We start from the raw sequence: 17,102 nt of genomic DNA on the forward strand, positions 1-17,102 counted from the left end.
CCTACGACCGATCGGTTAACAGCCGATAGCTCTACCACTGAGCTACTGCGGAATAATAAGACATGTTTCATTATATATATGCCAGAAAAATGTGTCAAGAATTTTTAAGCGTTTCATTCCTGCTCAATTTGCGACGGCTTTTATAATTTAACATATACTAATATAACAGTCAAGCCTTTTCCCATGCCATTTGTTTAACTTGGCAGAAAGCCCCCGACCTCTTCAAGTAGACCAAGGGCCTTGATGCAGCCTTCCATGAGATTAAGACAGATGAAACTTTCGCATCCACTTATAAAAAGTACTTCTTGGCACCCCTGCTAGCCTCGCTGCTTCTGACACATGACCTTTCGTTTTATGCAGTGCGTCTATCACTGTTTGCATTTGAATGCGTTCCCTGAATGTGAGTTCTTTTGGAGTCTCGGTACACTCTGCTGGATGCAGCTTCTGCTTTTTCTGATCAACCGCCTCTAATACTGAAGCGTATTGCGATTCACCAATCCATCCGCCTTTCGGAAAGAGGACCCTTAGATGCTCAAACAGATTAAAAAGCTCTCGTATGTTTCCTGGCCAATGATACTCTTGCAATTTCTGAAAAAATGATTCAGGAAACGCTGCATTCCAGTGGTGCTTCTTTTGGTAATAACGATATAAATCATGAATGTCTTCTTTTCTTTCTCTAAGCGGCGGGATATTGATCGGATAGACATGAAGACGGTAATACAAGTCTTCTCGTATTTTTCCTTCCTTCAGCAGTTCGTTCATATTACGGTGAGTCGCTGTAATAATCCGAATATCCAAAGGGATTTCGTGTGTCCCGCCAAGCGGTACGACTGCCCTTTCTTCTATCACCCGAAGAAGCGCTACTTGCATCGCATATGGGATTTCGCCTATTTCATCTAGAAAGAGTGTTCCTTTATGAGCTTGTTCAAATTTGCCTTTAGCTCCGTGACGTTTTGCCCCTGTAAATGCCCCTTCAGCATAGCCAAACAGCTCACTTTCTAACAGGCTTTCAGGAATGGCTCCGCAATTAACAGCAATAAACGGCCCTTTATGCCTTTCACTGGCGGAATGAATGGCTCTAGCGGCGAGTTCCTTCCCTGTCCCTGTTTCTCCCCAAATATACACATGAGCATCTGTTTGTGCTGCTCTCTTCATCTCGTTAAGCGTCTGTTGAAATACCTTACTTGTTCCTGATTCCCCGGGAAATTGAGCAAAAGAAACGGTGATGCTGCTTTTCGCTGCTTCTTCAAGGGAAAGGGACATGCCCAGCACCTTCCTGTCTTGCTCTGATTGAATGATCTGCTTTCCCCGAATAACAAATGGATGACCCTTAAGCCGCTCGACATCCATTCCATACCAGTCTGAAAATCGTTCTCTAATCGACCTGCTGGCAGAAACAATTTGCTTTTTTTCATTACAGACCACATACGGTTCGTCTGTTTCCACCTGCTGGAGACAATGAGTGATGAGCTCCAACTCTCTCCTTTTTTGCTGGACTTGAATTTCTCTCTCGATGGCATAAGCAACCGTTGAAGCCATTCCAAGCATAAAAGGGTGCTTGTTATCCGTCATACAAGAGATGTCAATCACCCCTATGATTGTACCACCTGCATCGCGAATAGGAGCGGCTGAACAACTCCAATGGTGAGAGGCGATAGAAAAATGCTCAGTTCCGTTGATCGTCACCGCTTCTCCGATGACGAGTGCAGTTCCGATCGCGTTTGTCCCTACATCTGTTTCAGTCCAGCGTGAACCCTCCATAAAATTAATTCTTTTTGCTTCCACCATCGTTCTTTCGCTTCCTGTCAGACTTAGCACATAACCGTCTGCATCGATGAGTAAGGCCAGCATGTCAGATTCTTTTAATTGCTGACTGATTTTATTTAAGTAAGGAAGAGCCGCATTTAGGAATAATGAATATTTCTTTTTTTGGGCACTGAAACGTTCCTTTTCTAACAACGACTGTCCTTTATCTAAATACGGATTCACATTTGCCTGTTTACACCTGTGCCATGATTCTACCACTCTCTTATTCAGACGAGACTGATCAAGCAAACCTTCACGAACAAAACGTTTCCACGTATTTAAATAACAAGGCGTCGGATTCATTCCATCCTCTCCTCTAGGGGCTTTTTATTCATTATAGATAATTATAAAAGCGCTTTCAATTATCATTAGCTAACCCTAGAAGTCAATCGGATAGAAAAGAAGCCTTTTTCAGCAGTGCACCGCTCGTCCAATGGTTTGCAGAAAGGCTTCGTGTATCGCCTCTGAAAGTGTCGGATGTGCCGCAATAAACTGCTCTAATGTATCAGCGGTCAGCTCTGTATGCATCATCACCGCCGCTTGTCCAATCAGTTCTGTTGCATGCGGTCCGATAATTGAAACACCTAATATTTCTTGATATTGCGGTTCTACAATGACCTTTACGTGACCGGCTGGTTGATTTAAGATTAATGCTTTTCCATTTGCAGAAAATGCACATGTCCCTATCCGAATCTCCTCATATTGTTTTCTAGCACTCTCTTCATTTAAACCAACACTGGCGATTTCTGGAGAGGTGTATATGCACCTCGGAATCACTTGCTCATTGACCTTTACATGCTCACCTGATGCATGGGATGCCGCAACCGTTCCTTCATGAAAGGCAGTATGAGCAAGCTGGACCCCACCTGTCACATCACCGCACGCATAGATATGCGGAAGATTGGTTTGCATATGTTCATTGACGTAGATACCGTTTCTATCAAATGCAATACCAACCTGATCAAGATTCAACTCTCCAAGCCGCGGAGTTCTGCCAATGGCCACTAAGCAAAGATCCGACTGGATTTCACACTGCTCGCCTTGATTATTCTCCACCACTACTTTACTTGAAGAGGAATCAAGCTGCTTGACTGCGGCGGACGTCAAAATGTCTACACCCGTTTCTTCGAGCTGCTCGTGAAGACATTGTGCAATATCACGATCTTCTTCAGGTAAAATGTGCACTGCCCGTTCAACCATGACAACCTTTGATCCCATTCTGCTAAAGATGCTCGCAAACTCACAGCCGATCACCCCGCCCCCAATGATACAAAGCGAATTTGGAATCGAAGAAAGTGACATGGCATCCTTGCTGTGAATAATCCATTCGCCATCAAAAGGTGCAAACGGTAAAGCAGCAGGCGCTGCCCCTGATGCAATAATGATTTGTTTTGCTTGAATGATTTCAGACTTTCCTTCACTTTCTATCAATAGCTCATGTGCTGATAGAAATGAAGCCTTCCCATTTACCACGGTGACTTTGTTTTTATTCATCAAGTAGCGAACACCATCAGTGAGCTGCTTGACGACAGACTGCTTCCGTTTTTGGACAGCATCCCATTGGATGGTAGGCTCATGTTCTGGAAGCTCAATTCCAAAATGTCCAGCCGATTTCACATGCTCATACATATCGGCGCTTTGCAAAAGTGCTTTGGTTGGAATACAGCCCTCATTGAGGCAGGTACCTCCCAGCTGACCTTGATCAATTAACACAACCTCCCTGCCAAAACGAGCGGCTGTTATGGCCGCCACATAACCTGCTGGTCCGCCTCCTATAATGACCAGTGTCATGGTACGTTCACCTTCTTCCTATAAAAGAATGGATATTGGTTCTTCTAAATGTGCTTTGACCGTTGATAAAAATGCGGATGCCGGTGCTCCGTCCAGTAAGCGGTGATCAAACGTAAGACTGAGAGGCAGGATGGTCCCTTTGCACAATTCATCCTCTCGATAAACAGGGGTGTCATACATTGTTCCGACGCCAAGGATACCTGCTTCCGGAGGATTCAAAATTGGCGTGAAATGCTCTACACCATACGCTCCAAGATTGGTCAATGTAAAGGTCGAACCTTGGATTTCATCATGGAGAAGCTTTCCTTCACGTGCTTTTTGACCATACAATTTAATGCTCTTCGCCAGCTCTATCAGCGTTAACCGCTCCGCATGCCGAATGACCGGTACAGCCAATCCGTTATCTAACGCAGCAGCAATCCCAAGATGGACATTCTCAAAGGTTTCCACAACTCCGTTATGATATTGACTGTTCATCGCAGGGTGTTCTAACAACGAAAGGATCGCTGCTTTGGCTACAAAATCGGTGATGGTCAACTTTGTATCGTAACGTGCTATGGCTGTTTCATTCAGCTGTTGTTGTAAGTTTGTAAGTTTTGTCACGTCCGCTTTCATCGTAATAGTTAATTGTGCACTTGTTTGCAGGCTTTCCATCATTCTTGAGGCAATTGTTTTCCGCATCATGTTAATAGGTTGATGCTCTGTTTCGTTTTGTTTTTTCTCTTCTTGTTTTTTCTCTTTCCGTTCAGGAAGCGCATGAAGCACATCCTCTTTCGTAATTCTTCCACCTGGTCCTGTCCCCACGAGCGTATCAATGTCTAGGTTGGCGCTATTCGCCATTTTACGGGCAACAGGAGAGATTTTCTTTCTCTCTTTCTTTGGTTTTGGCTGCAGGTCTTTTCCTTCCACTTGTTCATTTCCTTCACCGATATAGCAGATGACCGTGCCAGGCGGTACACCTTCTCCCTCAGATACTTTTATATCCAATATGGTTCCTTCAGCAGGTGATTCGATCTCCATTTCAATTTTTTCGGAGTTGATGCTTGCAATGCTTTCCCCTTTATTTACGGACTCACCGACCTCCTTATTCCAGACAGATACCGTTCCTTCTTTCATCGACATGCCCAATTTAGGCATCACAACTTCGACAGCCATCTCCCTCTCTCCTTTCTCTAGTTCAAGATCTTGTCATGGCTCTTGCCAATCATCTCTAATACGGTGTTCACAACTTTATCAGGTGTTGGCAGATATATATCTTCAAGAGGTGGTGAAAATGGTACCGGTGTATGAGGAGCCGTTACTTTTTTGATTGGAGCGTCAAGTAAATCAAATCCTTTATCTGCAATCAAAGAAGAGATATCTGCGGCAATTCCGCACCTTGGATTTGCTTCATCGACAATGACAAGTCGATTTGTTTTTTCTACTGAAGTCAGAATGGCCTCTTCATCGAGCGGCGACAAGCTTCTTGGATCAATCACTTCTGCTTCAATACCTTGAGCAAATAATTGCTCTGCCGCTTCGAGTGCTGTATGCACTTGTTTGCCTACTGCAAAGATGGTTACATCAGATCCTTCTCTCTTCACATCTGCTTTACCAAGCGGCAGTGTGTAATACCTCTCCGGCACATCTCCTGTGATATTGTAAAGCGTCTTGTCTTCAAAAAAGATGACAGGGTCCTGATCCTCGATGGCTGCCAGCAGCAGCCCTTTGGCATCATATGGTGAAGAAGGCACAACTACTTTCAATCCAGGGATGCTTGTAAATAGTGCATACAAACTTTGTGAATGCTGGGCAGCTGCTCTAAAACCCGCCCCATGTGTCGTTCGAATCGTGATTGGCACCTCTGCTTTTCCGCCAAACATGTATCGGAATTTTGCGCCTTGATTCAGGACTTGGTCCAGACAAGTACCGATAAAATCATTAAACATGAGCTCCGCAATTGGTCTTAGCCCTGTTGAAGCAGCTGCCATAGCCGCGCCTACATAGCCGGCTTCACTAATCGGTGTGTCAAGGACACGCTCACGTCCAAATTCCTGGACGATTCCTTTCGTTACACCAAGAACACCGCCCCATGCTTCATCATCCTGTAAGTGATCTACATGAGCGCCACCCGCAACATCTTCTCCCATTAAAATGACATCTTCGTCTCTTCTCATTGCCAGTTTAATCGCTTCATTCAAAGCACTAGACATGCTGATTTCTCTTGTCATTTCCCTCTCCCCTTTCAGGTTTATTAATATGAAACATACACATCAGTCAGCAATTCAGTATGATCTGGATATTCACTTTCTTCACTGAATCTCACGGCCTCATCTATCGCTTCTGCTACAGCCGCTTCAATACTTGATATCTCTTGATCCGTTAGCAGCTGCTGCTTTAATAATTCATTTTTAAAAAGAGTGATGGCATCTTTCTCTTCTTGATGTTCGGTTTTTTCTTGATTGGTTTTGTAGCGCTGGGCGTCTCCTTCAAAATGACCATAATTCCGATATGTCATGCATTCAATCAATGTCGGACCTTCTCCATTTTTTGCTCGTTCTATCGCTTGTTCTGCTGCTTGATAAACGGCTGTCACATCTTTTCCATCTACTTGAATACCCGGAATACCATAACTGGCGGCTCGATCCACAATCGATTTGCAGCTTGAAGCATAGGAAAATGGCGTCGCTTCCCCGTAACCATTGTTTTCTGCGATGAAAATGACTGGCAGTTTCCAGATGGCAGCGAGATTGATTCCTTCGTGAAAAGTCCCTTGATTGTTAGCACCATCCCCAAAAAAGCAAACGCTTACATTATCTGTCTTTTTATATTTAGCTGTGAGGGCTGCCCCGCACGCAAGTGGAAAGCCGCCTCCAACAATTCCGTTGGCACCGAGCATTCCTTTATCAAAATCTGCAATGTGCATAGATCCACCTTTTCCTTTACAAAGGCCTGTGGCTTTTCCATAGATTTCTGCCATCATTCCTTTTAGATCACAGCCCTTAGCGATACAATGACCGTGGCCACGGTGTGTACTTGTAATACTGTCTTGTTCATTCAGATGAGCGCAGACTCCTACAGCAACAGCTTCTTCACCAGCATAAAGATGGACAAAACCTGGCAAGATCCCCTTTGTAAAAAGCGTGTGTACTTGATCTTCAAATTGGCGGATTTCCTGCATTTTTCGATACATCCAAACGGCTTTTTCTTTTGTGAGTGCCATTTCCATGATAAAACCTCCTATCTTTTTTGCTTGCACTTCTATACAAGCAAAAAGCGTGCCAACATCATGGCGCTTGAAAGCTTAGGTTTTTGAGCGATTCACACTGATCAAAAAAGAGACAAAATGAGACTTGCGTCTCTATTTGTCTCAATATGTCTACTTCATCTCACAAAAAAAGCATCCCATAAAGGAATGCTTATCACTCTGAACCGATTGTACGCTGCCATTTTAATTTTCCTTTGCAGACGCCGCACACATAACGAGAGGTATCAACTCGCCTTTTCCTGATAAAATACTGACCGCATCCTGTGCAGACATATTCTTGCCGTTTCTGTACACGCCGTTTATTTTGTACAGTCTTTAGCGGTGTACAAAAACGCGGGGCTCCTACTTGTTTTAATAACTCTTTAAAGGAACGGTCACGATGCTGATAGCCTTTTCCCTCAAGATGCAGATGATAATGACACAGCTCATGCTTGATGATCCCGATTAATTCTTCTCGTCCATGTTCCTCTAGGTATCGGCGGTTCAGTTCGATATTGTGTGTACCAAGTAAATACCGCCCGCCTGTCGTTTTGAGACGGTCATTAAAAACAGCCTGATGGCGGAATGCCTTACCAAAGAACTGCTCAGAAATATGCTCTGTTAACTGCTGTAACTCTCTCTCCTTCAATCAAGATCGTTCCTTTCTATAAAAACATCGAACGGGACAATTTCCCCTTTGCATACATTGAAGGTACACCCACTGTTTCGATCAAAGGAGGAATGGGCGATGCCCAACTGGCTGAAAAATCAGATGCAGAAGGCTTTTTTCGAAAAAAATCATTACCAAATCAAGTTGTTGAATCAATGCTGGTACTTCTACAGAAAAAAACATTCAGTCGCATCAAGGCACACCCCATCCTGAGGTGCGCCTCGTTTTTTGTTTACTCTGGTTTCAGCATGGAGAGGGCAACGCGGCCTTTTGCCTGGTCAACGGAGTCGACCCATACAGTCACAATGTCACCAACTGATACAACGTCAAGCGGATGCTTCACAAAGCGGTTGCTGAGCTTGGAAATATGGACAAGCCCGTCCTGTTTTACACCAATATCAACGAATGCGCCGAAGTCTACAACGTTTCTCACTGTACCTTGCAGCTCCATTCCTTGCTTCAAGTCCTCTAATTTCAACACATCTGTTTTTAAAAGAGGTTTTGGTACTTCATCGCGCGGATCACGCTCAGGTCTTGTCAGCTGATCGACGATATCTTGTAGTGTAATGATACCAATATCAAGCTGCTCTGCTGCTTCATCCAGCTTGACCTCTGCGATTTTCTCCTTTAACTGCTCTGTGCCAAGATCATTTGGTGTCATCTTGATCATGCGTAAAAACTGTTTTGTTTCCTTATAGCTCTCTGGGTGAATGCCTGTCCGGTCAAGTGGATCTTGTCCGTCTGCGATGCGCAGGAAGCCGATACACTGCTCATAAGTCTTTGCCCCAAGTCTTGGAATGTCCTTTAGCTCTTTTCTGCTTGTGAATCTTCCAATCTCTTCGCGGCGCTTGATGATATTCCCTGCGACAGCTTTTGAAAGACCTGACACATATTGCAGCAGCGCCTGTGAGGCCGTATTGACGTTCACACCGACTTGGTTGACGACCGTCTCTACCACGAAGGTTAACGAGCTGTTTAATTGCTTTTGGCTCACGTCATGCTGGTATTGGCCCACTCCGACAGACTTCGGATCAATTTTCACGAGCTCTGCTAAAGGATCTTGTAATCTTCGAGCAATGGATATAGCACTTCGTTCTTCGACTTGCAGGTCTGGAAACTCTTCTCGCGCCAGTGCAGACGCAGAGTATACACTTGCTCCTGCTTCATTCACAATCAAATAGGAGACCGGCTGATCCAGCTCTTGAATGAGGTCTGCAATGAATTGTTCGGTCTCTCTTGAGGCTGTTCCGTTTCCAATCGCAATGACTTCAATGTTAGATGATTGAATGATCTCTTTCACTTTTTGTTTCGCTTCCGCTTTTTTCTGTACAGGCGGGTGCGGGTAAATGACGCCTATATGATGGACTTTTCCTGTATCATCCACGACGGCTAATTTACAGCCTGTACGAAATGCAGGGTCCACTCCAAGTACACGTCTCCCTTTCATCGGCGGCTGAAGCAGTAGTTTTCTTAAGTTTTCAGCAAAAATATGAATCGCTTGTTCCTCTGCTTTTTCTGTCAGCTCTTTGCGTATTTCTCGTTCGATGGAAGGCTGAATGAGGCGTTTATACGCATCGTCAATTGCCGCATCGATAAACGGTCTCGCCGTCGTCTGTTTGCCTTTTATGACTTGTTTGTCGAGATAGAAACGAATATTTTCAGCAGGTGGCTCGATGGCTGCCTTTAAGATGCCTTCTTTCTCTCCACGATTGACCGCTAGTACGCGGTGAGGCACTATCTTTTTGATGGGCTCTTGATAATCGTAATACATTTCATAGACATTTTTCTCATCGCTCTCGATGTCTTTTCCTGATGTGACCAGACTTCCCTTTTGGTACGTTTCGCTGCGAATCCATTTCCGCATATCAGGATCATCTGCCAGCTGTTCAGCAATGATGTGCTGCGCGCCTTCAAGTGCCTCTTCTACACTTGTTACTTCCTTTTCTTCGTTGATAAAAGAAGCGGCCTTCTTCTCGATCTCATCGCTTGGCAAGGTGAGTATATATTCTGCCAGCGGCTCGAGCCCTTTTGCTTTGGCTACATTCGCCTTTGTTTTACGTTTTTGTTTGAATGGTCGGTATAAATCTTCGACCTCTTGCAGTTTATGAGCTTGTTCAATTTTTTGTTTTAATTCATCCGTCAGTTTGTCTTGTTCTGCGATTAAGCGAATGACTTCTTCTTTTCGGTTCATGACATTTTGGATATATGTATAGCGCTCTGAAATGGTTTGAATTTGCACCTCATCCAGAGAGCCTGTCTGCTCTTTCCGGTAACGGGCAATAAACGGGACGGTGTTACCATCCTCTAAGAGCTTGATGACACTTTCAATTTGTTTTGTTGAAAGCTTTAATTCTGTTGCAATTTGTTTCAATAAAAAGTCAGATGTCTTCATACTTTGCATCCCCTCACTGTGTCTTCTCTTTTAGTGTATCAAAAAAATCGGCAAAACAGAAAAAAGGTCAGCTATTTTACGTGAGCTGACCAAGTACATAGGTGAGATCGTCCTTTTTGTCTTGTGTGTATGTTTCAAGCTGTTTGGCAATGTCTGCAACTGAATGACTATGCTTTAAACACATTCTCATGTTTGGCACATTCAGTCCGTCTGAATACATAATGAATGTCGATCCTTTTTCGTAGGAATAGGTGTATGTTTTATATTTTCTAGGTTTCCCTGATAAGTATCCTGATGTCGGAAGTGGATAAATATAGTCGCCAGAAGGGGCATTCAAGATGAACCGAATATTACCAACCGAACAATAGGTAAACTGCTGCTGGGAAAAATTCACCTTTAATATGGCTACAGTGGCTCCGCGTTTATTTTTCATCGCCTGATTGCATCTGTCGATGAGGGTCGTCATATCCTCATGTCCATATTCTTCGACAATTTCGCTGACTAAAGAAGATGATTCATTGGCGAACTGACCGCTGCCTAATCCGTCTGCCACAGCACAAATTAGTTCTTCATCATCTGCTTTAATAAAAAAACTGTCCCCGCAGCATGATTTCCCTTCTTTATTCGATTGATAGATAATGGCATTCACATGCTCATGCTGTTCAATCTGCTTCATTACCCTAGCTCCATAGACGCATCTTCTGATAATGCATCTCGTAGCTTTTTAACTGCCTTCCGTTGCAGTCTCGATACATGCATTTGGGATATCCCTAGTAAATCGCCTGTTTCTTTTTGACTCTTATTTTGCAAATAAGTCAGATTGATAATCTCTTTTTCCCGATCTGTCAGAACATGAAGCACACTCTCAAGCATCATTTTTTGGTTTACACGTTCGTAGCCCTCTTCCTGTGAGCCAACAACGTCTAAAATGGTGACTGTGCTTCCTTCAGAATCAGCCTCTACGCCTTGGTCAACAGACAGTGCTTGATAGCTTTTGCCCATCTCCATGGTTTCCAGTACTTCTTCCTCCGTCACATCTAGGTATTCTGCAATTTCTTGGACTTGCGGTGATTTTTGCGTCTCTGTTGTTAGATGATCAACAGCCATCTTGATTCTTGGTCCAAGCTCTTTGATTCGCCTTGGTACATGGACACTCCATGTTTTATCTCGTAAAAAGCGTTTGATTTCCCCGATGATGGTTGGAATAGCAAAGGCTTCAAATGATTTACCGACTAGCGGATCGTATCGCTTAATGGCGCCAAGTAAACCAATCATTCCAACTTGTCTGAGGTCCTCATGAAAGCTTTTTCCTTTTGAATATTTTTTTGCCAGCATATCAACCAAGTTTGTATAGCATTCGACCAGCGTGAGCTGCGCCTGCTCATCTTGGTTGGATTGATAGCTTTGGATAAGACGATCCACTTCATCTTTAGTTAGTTTCATAGTTTTGGATGGTTGTGTCATGGTCAACTCGCTCCCTGTTTAAAAACTTTGTCATCGCAACGGTAACTCCGGAGTTTGCTTGCACCTCGACTTCATCCATCAATGTTTGCATTAAGTATAAACCAAGACCTCCTTCTGCCAATTGATCCACCGTATGAGCAGATGTATACGGCCCTAGGTCTTCCTGCTTTTGCTTAAAGTCAAAGCTACCGCCTTTGTCCGCGACAATGATTTCTAGACGATCCTCGTAGACAAGAAAGCGAACAGCTACCTCTCCATCTTCGCCATTTTCACCTTTGTAGGCATGCTGAACTGCATTTGTACAGGCCTCACTGACCGCAATTTTTAAGTCCTCAATCTCTTCATAGGCATAACCCATTCGACTTGCTACGCCTGAAAGAGTCAGGCGGATGATGCCTACGTATTCTGGTTTCGCTGGGATTTTCATCTCGATTAGATCTACTGATTCGTTCATTGTACCCCACCCTCTGTCTTTGCAGAAATGTCAATGATGTCCTTTAGTCCAGTAATTTCAAACAACCTTACAAGCCGATCTGACAAGTTCTCAAGCTTTAGTGTTCCACCTGCTTTTTGAGCCGCTTTAAACAGCCCAACAAATACACCTAGTCCTGTACTATCCATATACGTAACATCCTTCAAACAGATCTCAAGATGCTCTCCCGCCTCGGCTTTAGGCATGAGTGTTTCTCTTAGCTGAGGAGCAGAGTACACATCAATTTCTCCGCTGACACTAATTTTCGTTTTTTGATCTATTTGATGCTCTTTCACTGTCATATTCATTATGCATTCACCTCGAAATTCTTGTTTCCTAGAATTTTATATACCCGCATCTTCACTTTCTAAACCTTTCTTTTGAGCACAAGTAAAGTGAAGTCATCGTGAAGCTGAAAATCTTGTAGCTTGAGTAAGCTGGCATAGATGGCATCGACCATTTCCTGAGCTGAGTAGGGTAGGTGCTCTGCTATAAGCGCTTTGATATCCTCCCGCTCTAAAAAGCCGTCCTCCGACTTAGATTCTGTAACACCATCGGAGAATAAGATCACCATATCTCCTACGTCCAAATGCTTCTCATACTGCTTATAATCAAAATCTGGTGCGATTCCAAGTACAAGCCCTTTTGCATCTAAATCGTAAAATTTGTTCTCTTTATTGCAATAGAAAAAGCCCGGCTCATGACCAGCCGATGCATATTTAAATTCATGCGTTTCTTTATTATAACTGCCATAAAACATGGTGATAAACATACTTGGGTCTACGTTTTGCTCGACAACACGATTAAGGGTTTTCAGCACTTTAGTTGGACCGCTCCCTGACTCAGGCAAGGAATCCATCGCATATTTAATCATCGACATACAAAGCGCAGCTGGGATTCCCTTTCCAATGACATCTGCGATCGCAATATTGATCGTATCGTGATCAGTGACAAAATGGTAATAATCTCCACTCATCTGTTTTGCCGGTACACTGATCGCCCCAATATCAAACGTATCTCCTTCTGGAATTTTCGTTTCCAGAAGGGTTTGCTGAACGTTTGCAGCAATTTCAATTTCAGATTTAATTTCTTGCTGAATGCCTCTAAGTGTTAAATGTTCCTGATAGGCAAGTCCGTACCCAATCATGACTTCAATTAAGAAGTCTAGTGAATGAAAAACATCTTCCGGCAAATCAGGGTAAAGCTCCTGAATCACTTTTCGGTGAACACTCACTATTTCTTCAGGAGGTATTTGATGCTCAATGGTTTTACGGCTAAATTTTTGAGCTTGATAAAGCGATGTTTCAGTTAAATCACTGATATAACGACTGAGCAGCTGGTGGTACCGCTGCTCCATTACCTCCTTAAAATCCATGGTTTCCCTCCTAGCGAAGCCACTTAACAGCTTGTATCTCCGTTCCTTGTTCTGGTGCAGAATCTAATTTAAATTCATCCATCAGTCTTCTGACGCCCGGCAAGCCTGCTCCGAGTCCGCCTGATGTAGAAAATCCGTCTTCCATCACTTTACGTATATCCATGATGCCAGGCCCCTCATCGGCTGCGATGACCTTAAGTCCACGCTTTCCGCGCTCCATCACTTCTTCTATACAAATCTGACCTTTACCAGCGTATAAATAGATGTTTCGAGCTAATTCTGAAATGGCCGTCGTAATTCTTGCTTGGTCAACTGTTCCAAAACCAAGTTCTTTTGCAACATTGCGCCCCAATTGTCTTGCTGCGACTATATCCCATTCCGTCAATATTTTCACACAGGATTGGTCTTTCATATCTATTCCCCCAATTCCCGCTTCAGTGTCTCAAGCCCTTGTTCAAGATCTAGTGCTGTTTGAATTTCTTCCAGCGATATACCAAGTTCAATAAGCGTCACAGCGACTGCCGGCTGTATTCCTGTTAATACAACTTTTGCCCCCATGAGCTTGGACATGGTGATCACATCGCCTAATACCTTTGCGATAAATGAATCAATCATATCGACGGATGTTAAGTCAATGACAACACCGTTTGCTCCTGTTTCATGAATTTTATTCAGTAAGTCTTCTTGAAAGTGAAGAGCTGTTTGATCATCAAGCTCCCACTGTATTGAGATCAGAAGACAATTATATAATTTTAAGATTGGAATCTTCGGGTGATTTCTCAATTGGTTATCCCTCCAATGAAACAATTTTTCGATTTGTCATTTCCAAAGCAGTTTGAATTCCTTTTTGAAGGGTATTCTTTGTTGTAACCTGAGATAAATCAATTCCAAGGTTAACGATCGTTTGGGCTATTTCTGGGCGAATACCGACAAGTAAACACTTCGCTCCTACTAATCTCACAGCCTCTGACGCTTGAATGATATGGTGGGCCACCATTGTATCCACGACAGGTACCCCCGTGATATCAATCAAGACGACCTGTGAGCGATGTTTGACGACACCATTGAGCAGATTCTCCATAATTTTTTTCGCACGATCTGTATCAATTGTTCCAACAAGTGGCATGACGGTGATGTGCTCAAATACAGGAATAAGCGGGGCAGAAAGTTCCTGTAGCGCCATTTTTTGAAGGCTGACGGTTTTTTCCCATGAGATGGAGTACTGGTTTAAGATCTCGTTATGGATGGGTGTGATGAATCGATCGATTTGCCAAATGAGGTCATGACTTTCTTGTGTTGTATCTTTGTCATCGTTCATTTTTTCATATAAATGTGTACGGATTTCCGTTAGACCGTTTGCCAGTAACTTAAGTGATATACCCATTTGAACAATTTTTAAAGCAAAATTTTGCACTTTTTCTTCAAAATCCTCACTATACCCCTCTGAAAGAGATGTAATGATCAGTTGAACATATTCCGAACAGATGGTTTCATACATTTTGTCGTTCAGCATCATGTCCGTTTCTTTTTCTCCGAGTCGTTTTAAAATGTCCGTCCACTCATTTTCTAATTCCTTTTGATGCTTTCTTGCAAAAGCTAACACGATATGATTCGACATGTTTTACCCCCTACTTACATTTAAAACTCTTCTTTAGTCTGTCTTCATTATAACGTTAATAAAAATTGAACACAAAAAAAGTTGCTCCCAGTAGAGCAACCATATCTCACCATATTAAAAATCAATAAGAGCCAAACTAACTTGTAAGGCTTCATCAACCTTCTCCATCATCTCATCATCAAGATGTGTGATTTTATCTGTCAATCTTTGTTTATCGATTGTACGAATCTGTTCCAAAAGAATGACAGAATCTCGTTCAAAGCCGTAGCGCTTTGCATTAATTTCGACGTGAGTCGGTAATTTCGCTTTTTGTATTTGGGCTGTTATGGCTGCAACGATAGCAGTCGGGCTAAAGCGATTTCCAATGTCATTTTGAATCACCAATACCGGGCGAACCCCGCCCTGCTCGGAGCCAACAACAGGAGATAAATCAGCAAAGTAAACATCACCGCGTTTAACAATCAAATGTTTAACCCCCGCTGACTAATCGCTCAACTGTATTCTCAGCCTCAAACTCTGCGTATTGTGCCTCTGAAGAGATATTCAGATTAATTTTCGCCATCTCCATGTAGCCGCGTCTCATCGATTCACGATTTTGTCGAATATTACGTTCACGAATATACGTTTTTGTCGCTCGGTAGATCAATTCATTTCTTGTTACCTTATCCTGCTCTGCTACTCGTTCGATCTCAGACATTAAAGCCTCCGGCAGTCGAATCTTCATTTCATTTGTTGCGCTGGATTCAGACAAAAAACATACACCTCCACAAAACTTACGGATACCGTATCGATCCATTCCAAGACTAATCATACCATTATTCAATGCACAAGCAAAGCTGTTTTTTCATGAATTCTTATTAGAACATGAAGCGGCTCGCCACCCGTAAATCAAGATGATAATGGAGTTCCTCTTTCCCATTATACGCTTTTTTCCGAAAATCATACGGTATTTCCAAAATCTCTAAAAAAGGGAGAATGTTTACCCTACTTTTGTCGAATAAAAAAGAACGAAGTCAGTTTGACTATCGTTCTTTTGAATGTTGTTTATAAAAAACTTGGCCCGCCTTGAAGGAGCGGATTCCGCACATGCACTCTTTCGCCGTCCTCTAAATATACTCTTGGGACGCGGTGGCCAATCGAGCAAGTGACTTCATAGTTAATGGTTTCAAGCCTTTTGGCGATTTCATCGACTGATACCATGTCTTCTCCTTGCTTACCAATCAAAACGACCGGCTCGCCTACTGGAAGCTTGTCATTCAGTTCAATCATGAATTGATCCATACAAACCCTTCCTGCGATCTTCCGGCGTTTTCCGCCAACAAGCACTTCCGTTGCTGCCAGCTTCCTGATCCACCCATCTGCATAGCCGACTGGAACCGTGCCGATCCACGTATCTTGATTGGCTGTATACGTCGCCCCATAGCTGACACTCTCACCCTCTTGAATATGCTTTACATGGGCAAGCTTTGTATGAAGAGACATGGCTTCTTCGAGCTTGAAAGGCAATTCATCTTTGATTTCTTCAGACGGTGACAGCCCGTACATACTGATGCCGAAGCGAACCATATTAAACAAAACGTCTTTAAACCTTAAACCTGCAGCACTGTTGGCGCAATGAACGAGCAGTTTGTCCGTATGAAGCGGCTCAAGCAGTGTTTGAAAGGTGTCGACCTGCCGATCAAAGTAGGCTTCATCCTTTTCATCTGCTGTAGCAAAGTGAGTAAATACGCCTTCCAGCTGTAAATAAGATTGCTCGCTGACAAGCTTTTTCACTTCGTTCACTTGCTCTATCGTTTTCACACCTAATCGGTTCATTCCGCTGTCTATTTTCAAATGAAAACGTATCGGTTGTCCCATCTGCCCTTTCACCATTTTGGTGACGTCTCTCAGCCAATCGATGGAGTAAGCGGTCATGATGACATTGTAACGAACGGCGACTTTGACATATTCCGGCGGTACTGCGCCGAGTACAAGTATTGGTGCTTTGATGCCTTTATTTCTTAAAGAAACCGCCTCATCTAAAAAGGCGACGGCTAATACGTCTGCTCCTGCTTTGAGAGCAGCTCTCGCCACTTCTATATCTCCATGTCCATATGCATTGGCCTTCACCACAGCCATCAGTTGAACACTTTGACCGATATGATCTTTCATATGTGAAACATTATGCTTGATTGCTGATAAATTAATTTCTGCCCATGTGTCTCTATAAAAGGCATTTGTGTCCATCCGTCACACTTCCCTATTGAATGATTCAATCCCCTCATATGATACTAAAAATCAAGAATAAT

The 17,102-nt window shown here is 43.3% G+C and carries 19 protein-coding genes; 1 reads left to right on the forward strand and 18 read right to left on the reverse strand.

Annotated features, from left to right (window positions below; translation table 11 throughout):
- Positions 1–261: 261 nt before the first annotated feature.
- The 6 genes from QRN39_RS00005 to QRN39_RS00030 form a co-directional block, all read right to left on the reverse strand.
- Positions 262–2,109 (reverse strand): sigma-54-dependent Fis family transcriptional regulator, encoded by a 1,848-nt coding sequence (locus QRN39_RS00005; protein ID WP_284905674.1) that lies wholly within the window; start codon positions 2,107–2,109, stop codon positions 262–264.
- Positions 2,110–2,217: 108 nt separating this feature from the next.
- Positions 2,218–3,597: a dihydrolipoyl dehydrogenase gene (gene lpdA, locus QRN39_RS00010; protein ID WP_284905675.1), complete on the reverse strand. Its 1,380-nt coding sequence runs from the start codon at positions 3,595–3,597 to the stop codon at positions 2,218–2,220.
- A gap of 18 nt (positions 3,598–3,615) precedes the next feature.
- A complete protein-coding gene (locus QRN39_RS00015) occupies positions 3,616–4,752 on the reverse strand; it encodes a dihydrolipoamide acetyltransferase family protein (protein ID WP_284905676.1) in 1,137 nt (378 codons plus the stop codon).
- 17 nt (positions 4,753–4,769) lie between these two features.
- A complete protein-coding gene (locus QRN39_RS00020) occupies positions 4,770–5,807 on the reverse strand; it encodes an alpha-ketoacid dehydrogenase subunit beta (protein ID WP_284905677.1) in 1,038 nt (345 codons plus the stop codon).
- Positions 5,808–5,830: 23 nt separating this feature from the next.
- Positions 5,831–6,805: a thiamine pyrophosphate-dependent dehydrogenase E1 component subunit alpha gene (locus QRN39_RS00025; protein ID WP_284905678.1), complete on the reverse strand. Its 975-nt coding sequence runs from the start codon at positions 6,803–6,805 to the stop codon at positions 5,831–5,833.
- A gap of 193 nt (positions 6,806–6,998) precedes the next feature.
- Positions 6,999–7,472 (reverse strand): SprT family protein, encoded by a 474-nt coding sequence (locus tag QRN39_RS00030; protein ID WP_003214448.1) that lies wholly within the window; start codon positions 7,470–7,472, stop codon positions 6,999–7,001.
- Between the two features lie 99 nt (positions 7,473–7,571).
- Between QRN39_RS00030 and cmpA the strand changes: the two genes are divergently transcribed.
- Positions 7,572–7,706 (forward strand): cortex morphogenetic protein CmpA, encoded by a 135-nt coding sequence (cmpA, locus tag QRN39_RS00035; RefSeq protein WP_012009003.1) that lies wholly within the window; start codon positions 7,572–7,574, stop codon positions 7,704–7,706.
- 19 nt (positions 7,707–7,725) lie between these two features.
- Here cmpA and QRN39_RS00040 read toward each other — a convergent pair whose 3' ends face one another.
- The 12 genes from QRN39_RS00040 to alr form a co-directional block, all read right to left on the reverse strand.
- Positions 7,726–9,885 (reverse strand): Tex family protein, encoded by a 2,160-nt coding sequence (locus QRN39_RS00040; RefSeq protein WP_284905679.1) that lies wholly within the window; start codon positions 9,883–9,885, stop codon positions 7,726–7,728.
- A gap of 76 nt (positions 9,886–9,961) precedes the next feature.
- On the reverse strand, positions 9,962–10,561 hold the full coding sequence (locus QRN39_RS00045; RefSeq protein ID WP_003214034.1) for a PP2C family serine/threonine-protein phosphatase: 600 nt from the start codon (positions 10,559–10,561) through the stop codon (positions 9,962–9,964).
- Positions 10,561–11,349: an RNA polymerase sigma factor SigB gene (gene sigB / locus QRN39_RS00050; protein WP_003214304.1), complete on the reverse strand. Its 789-nt coding sequence runs from the start codon at positions 11,347–11,349 to the stop codon at positions 10,561–10,563. Before sigB ends, QRN39_RS00045 begins: the two co-directional genes overlap by 1 nt.
- Positions 11,315–11,803: an anti-sigma B factor RsbW gene (rsbW, locus tag QRN39_RS00055; RefSeq protein WP_003214356.1), complete on the reverse strand. Its 489-nt coding sequence runs from the start codon at positions 11,801–11,803 to the stop codon at positions 11,315–11,317. Before rsbW ends, sigB begins: the two co-directional genes overlap by 35 nt.
- Entirely contained in the window at positions 11,800–12,129 is a 330-nt protein-coding gene (locus QRN39_RS00060; protein ID WP_003213847.1) for an anti-sigma factor antagonist, read from the reverse strand. The genes rsbW and QRN39_RS00060 overlap by 4 nt, the downstream gene beginning before the upstream one ends.
- Before the next feature lie 59 nt (positions 12,130–12,188).
- Positions 12,189–13,196: a PP2C family protein-serine/threonine phosphatase gene (locus tag QRN39_RS00065; RefSeq protein ID WP_003213895.1), complete on the reverse strand. Its 1,008-nt coding sequence runs from the start codon at positions 13,194–13,196 to the stop codon at positions 12,189–12,191.
- A gap of 10 nt (positions 13,197–13,206) precedes the next feature.
- Positions 13,207–13,608, reverse strand: coding sequence for an anti-sigma regulatory factor (locus QRN39_RS00070; RefSeq protein WP_003214085.1), 402 nt, complete (start codon positions 13,606–13,608; stop codon positions 13,207–13,209).
- Between the two features lie 2 nt (positions 13,609–13,610).
- Positions 13,611–13,979 carry an RsbT antagonist protein RsbS gene (gene rsbS / locus QRN39_RS00075; RefSeq protein WP_003214235.1) on the reverse strand — a complete coding sequence of 123 codons (369 nt, stop codon included), beginning with the start codon at positions 13,977–13,979 and terminating at the stop codon, positions 13,611–13,613.
- 4 nt (positions 13,980–13,983) lie between these two features.
- Positions 13,984–14,814: an RsbT co-antagonist protein RsbRA gene (locus QRN39_RS00080; RefSeq protein ID WP_003214372.1), complete on the reverse strand. Its 831-nt coding sequence runs from the start codon at positions 14,812–14,814 to the stop codon at positions 13,984–13,986.
- 114 nt (positions 14,815–14,928) lie between these two features.
- Positions 14,929–15,279: a type II toxin-antitoxin system endoribonuclease NdoA gene (ndoA, locus tag QRN39_RS00085; RefSeq protein WP_003214169.1), complete on the reverse strand. Its 351-nt coding sequence runs from the start codon at positions 15,277–15,279 to the stop codon at positions 14,929–14,931.
- Positions 15,280–15,283: 4 nt separating this feature from the next.
- Positions 15,284–15,565, reverse strand: coding sequence for a hypothetical protein (locus QRN39_RS00090; protein ID WP_003214273.1), 282 nt, complete (start codon positions 15,563–15,565; stop codon positions 15,284–15,286).
- Positions 15,566–15,858: 293 nt separating this feature from the next.
- The gene (gene alr / locus QRN39_RS00095) at positions 15,859–17,040 is read right to left on the reverse strand and encodes an alanine racemase (RefSeq protein ID WP_284905680.1); all 1,182 of its coding nucleotides are present in this window, start codon (positions 17,038–17,040) and stop codon (positions 15,859–15,861) included.
- Between the last annotated feature and the right edge of the window lie 62 nt (positions 17,041–17,102).

Origin of the sequence: Bacillus sp. lyk4-R2A-2, assembly GCF_030209735.1 — a bacterium.
Lineage (GTDB): Bacteria > Bacillota > Bacilli > Bacillales > Bacillaceae > Bacillus > Bacillus pumilus.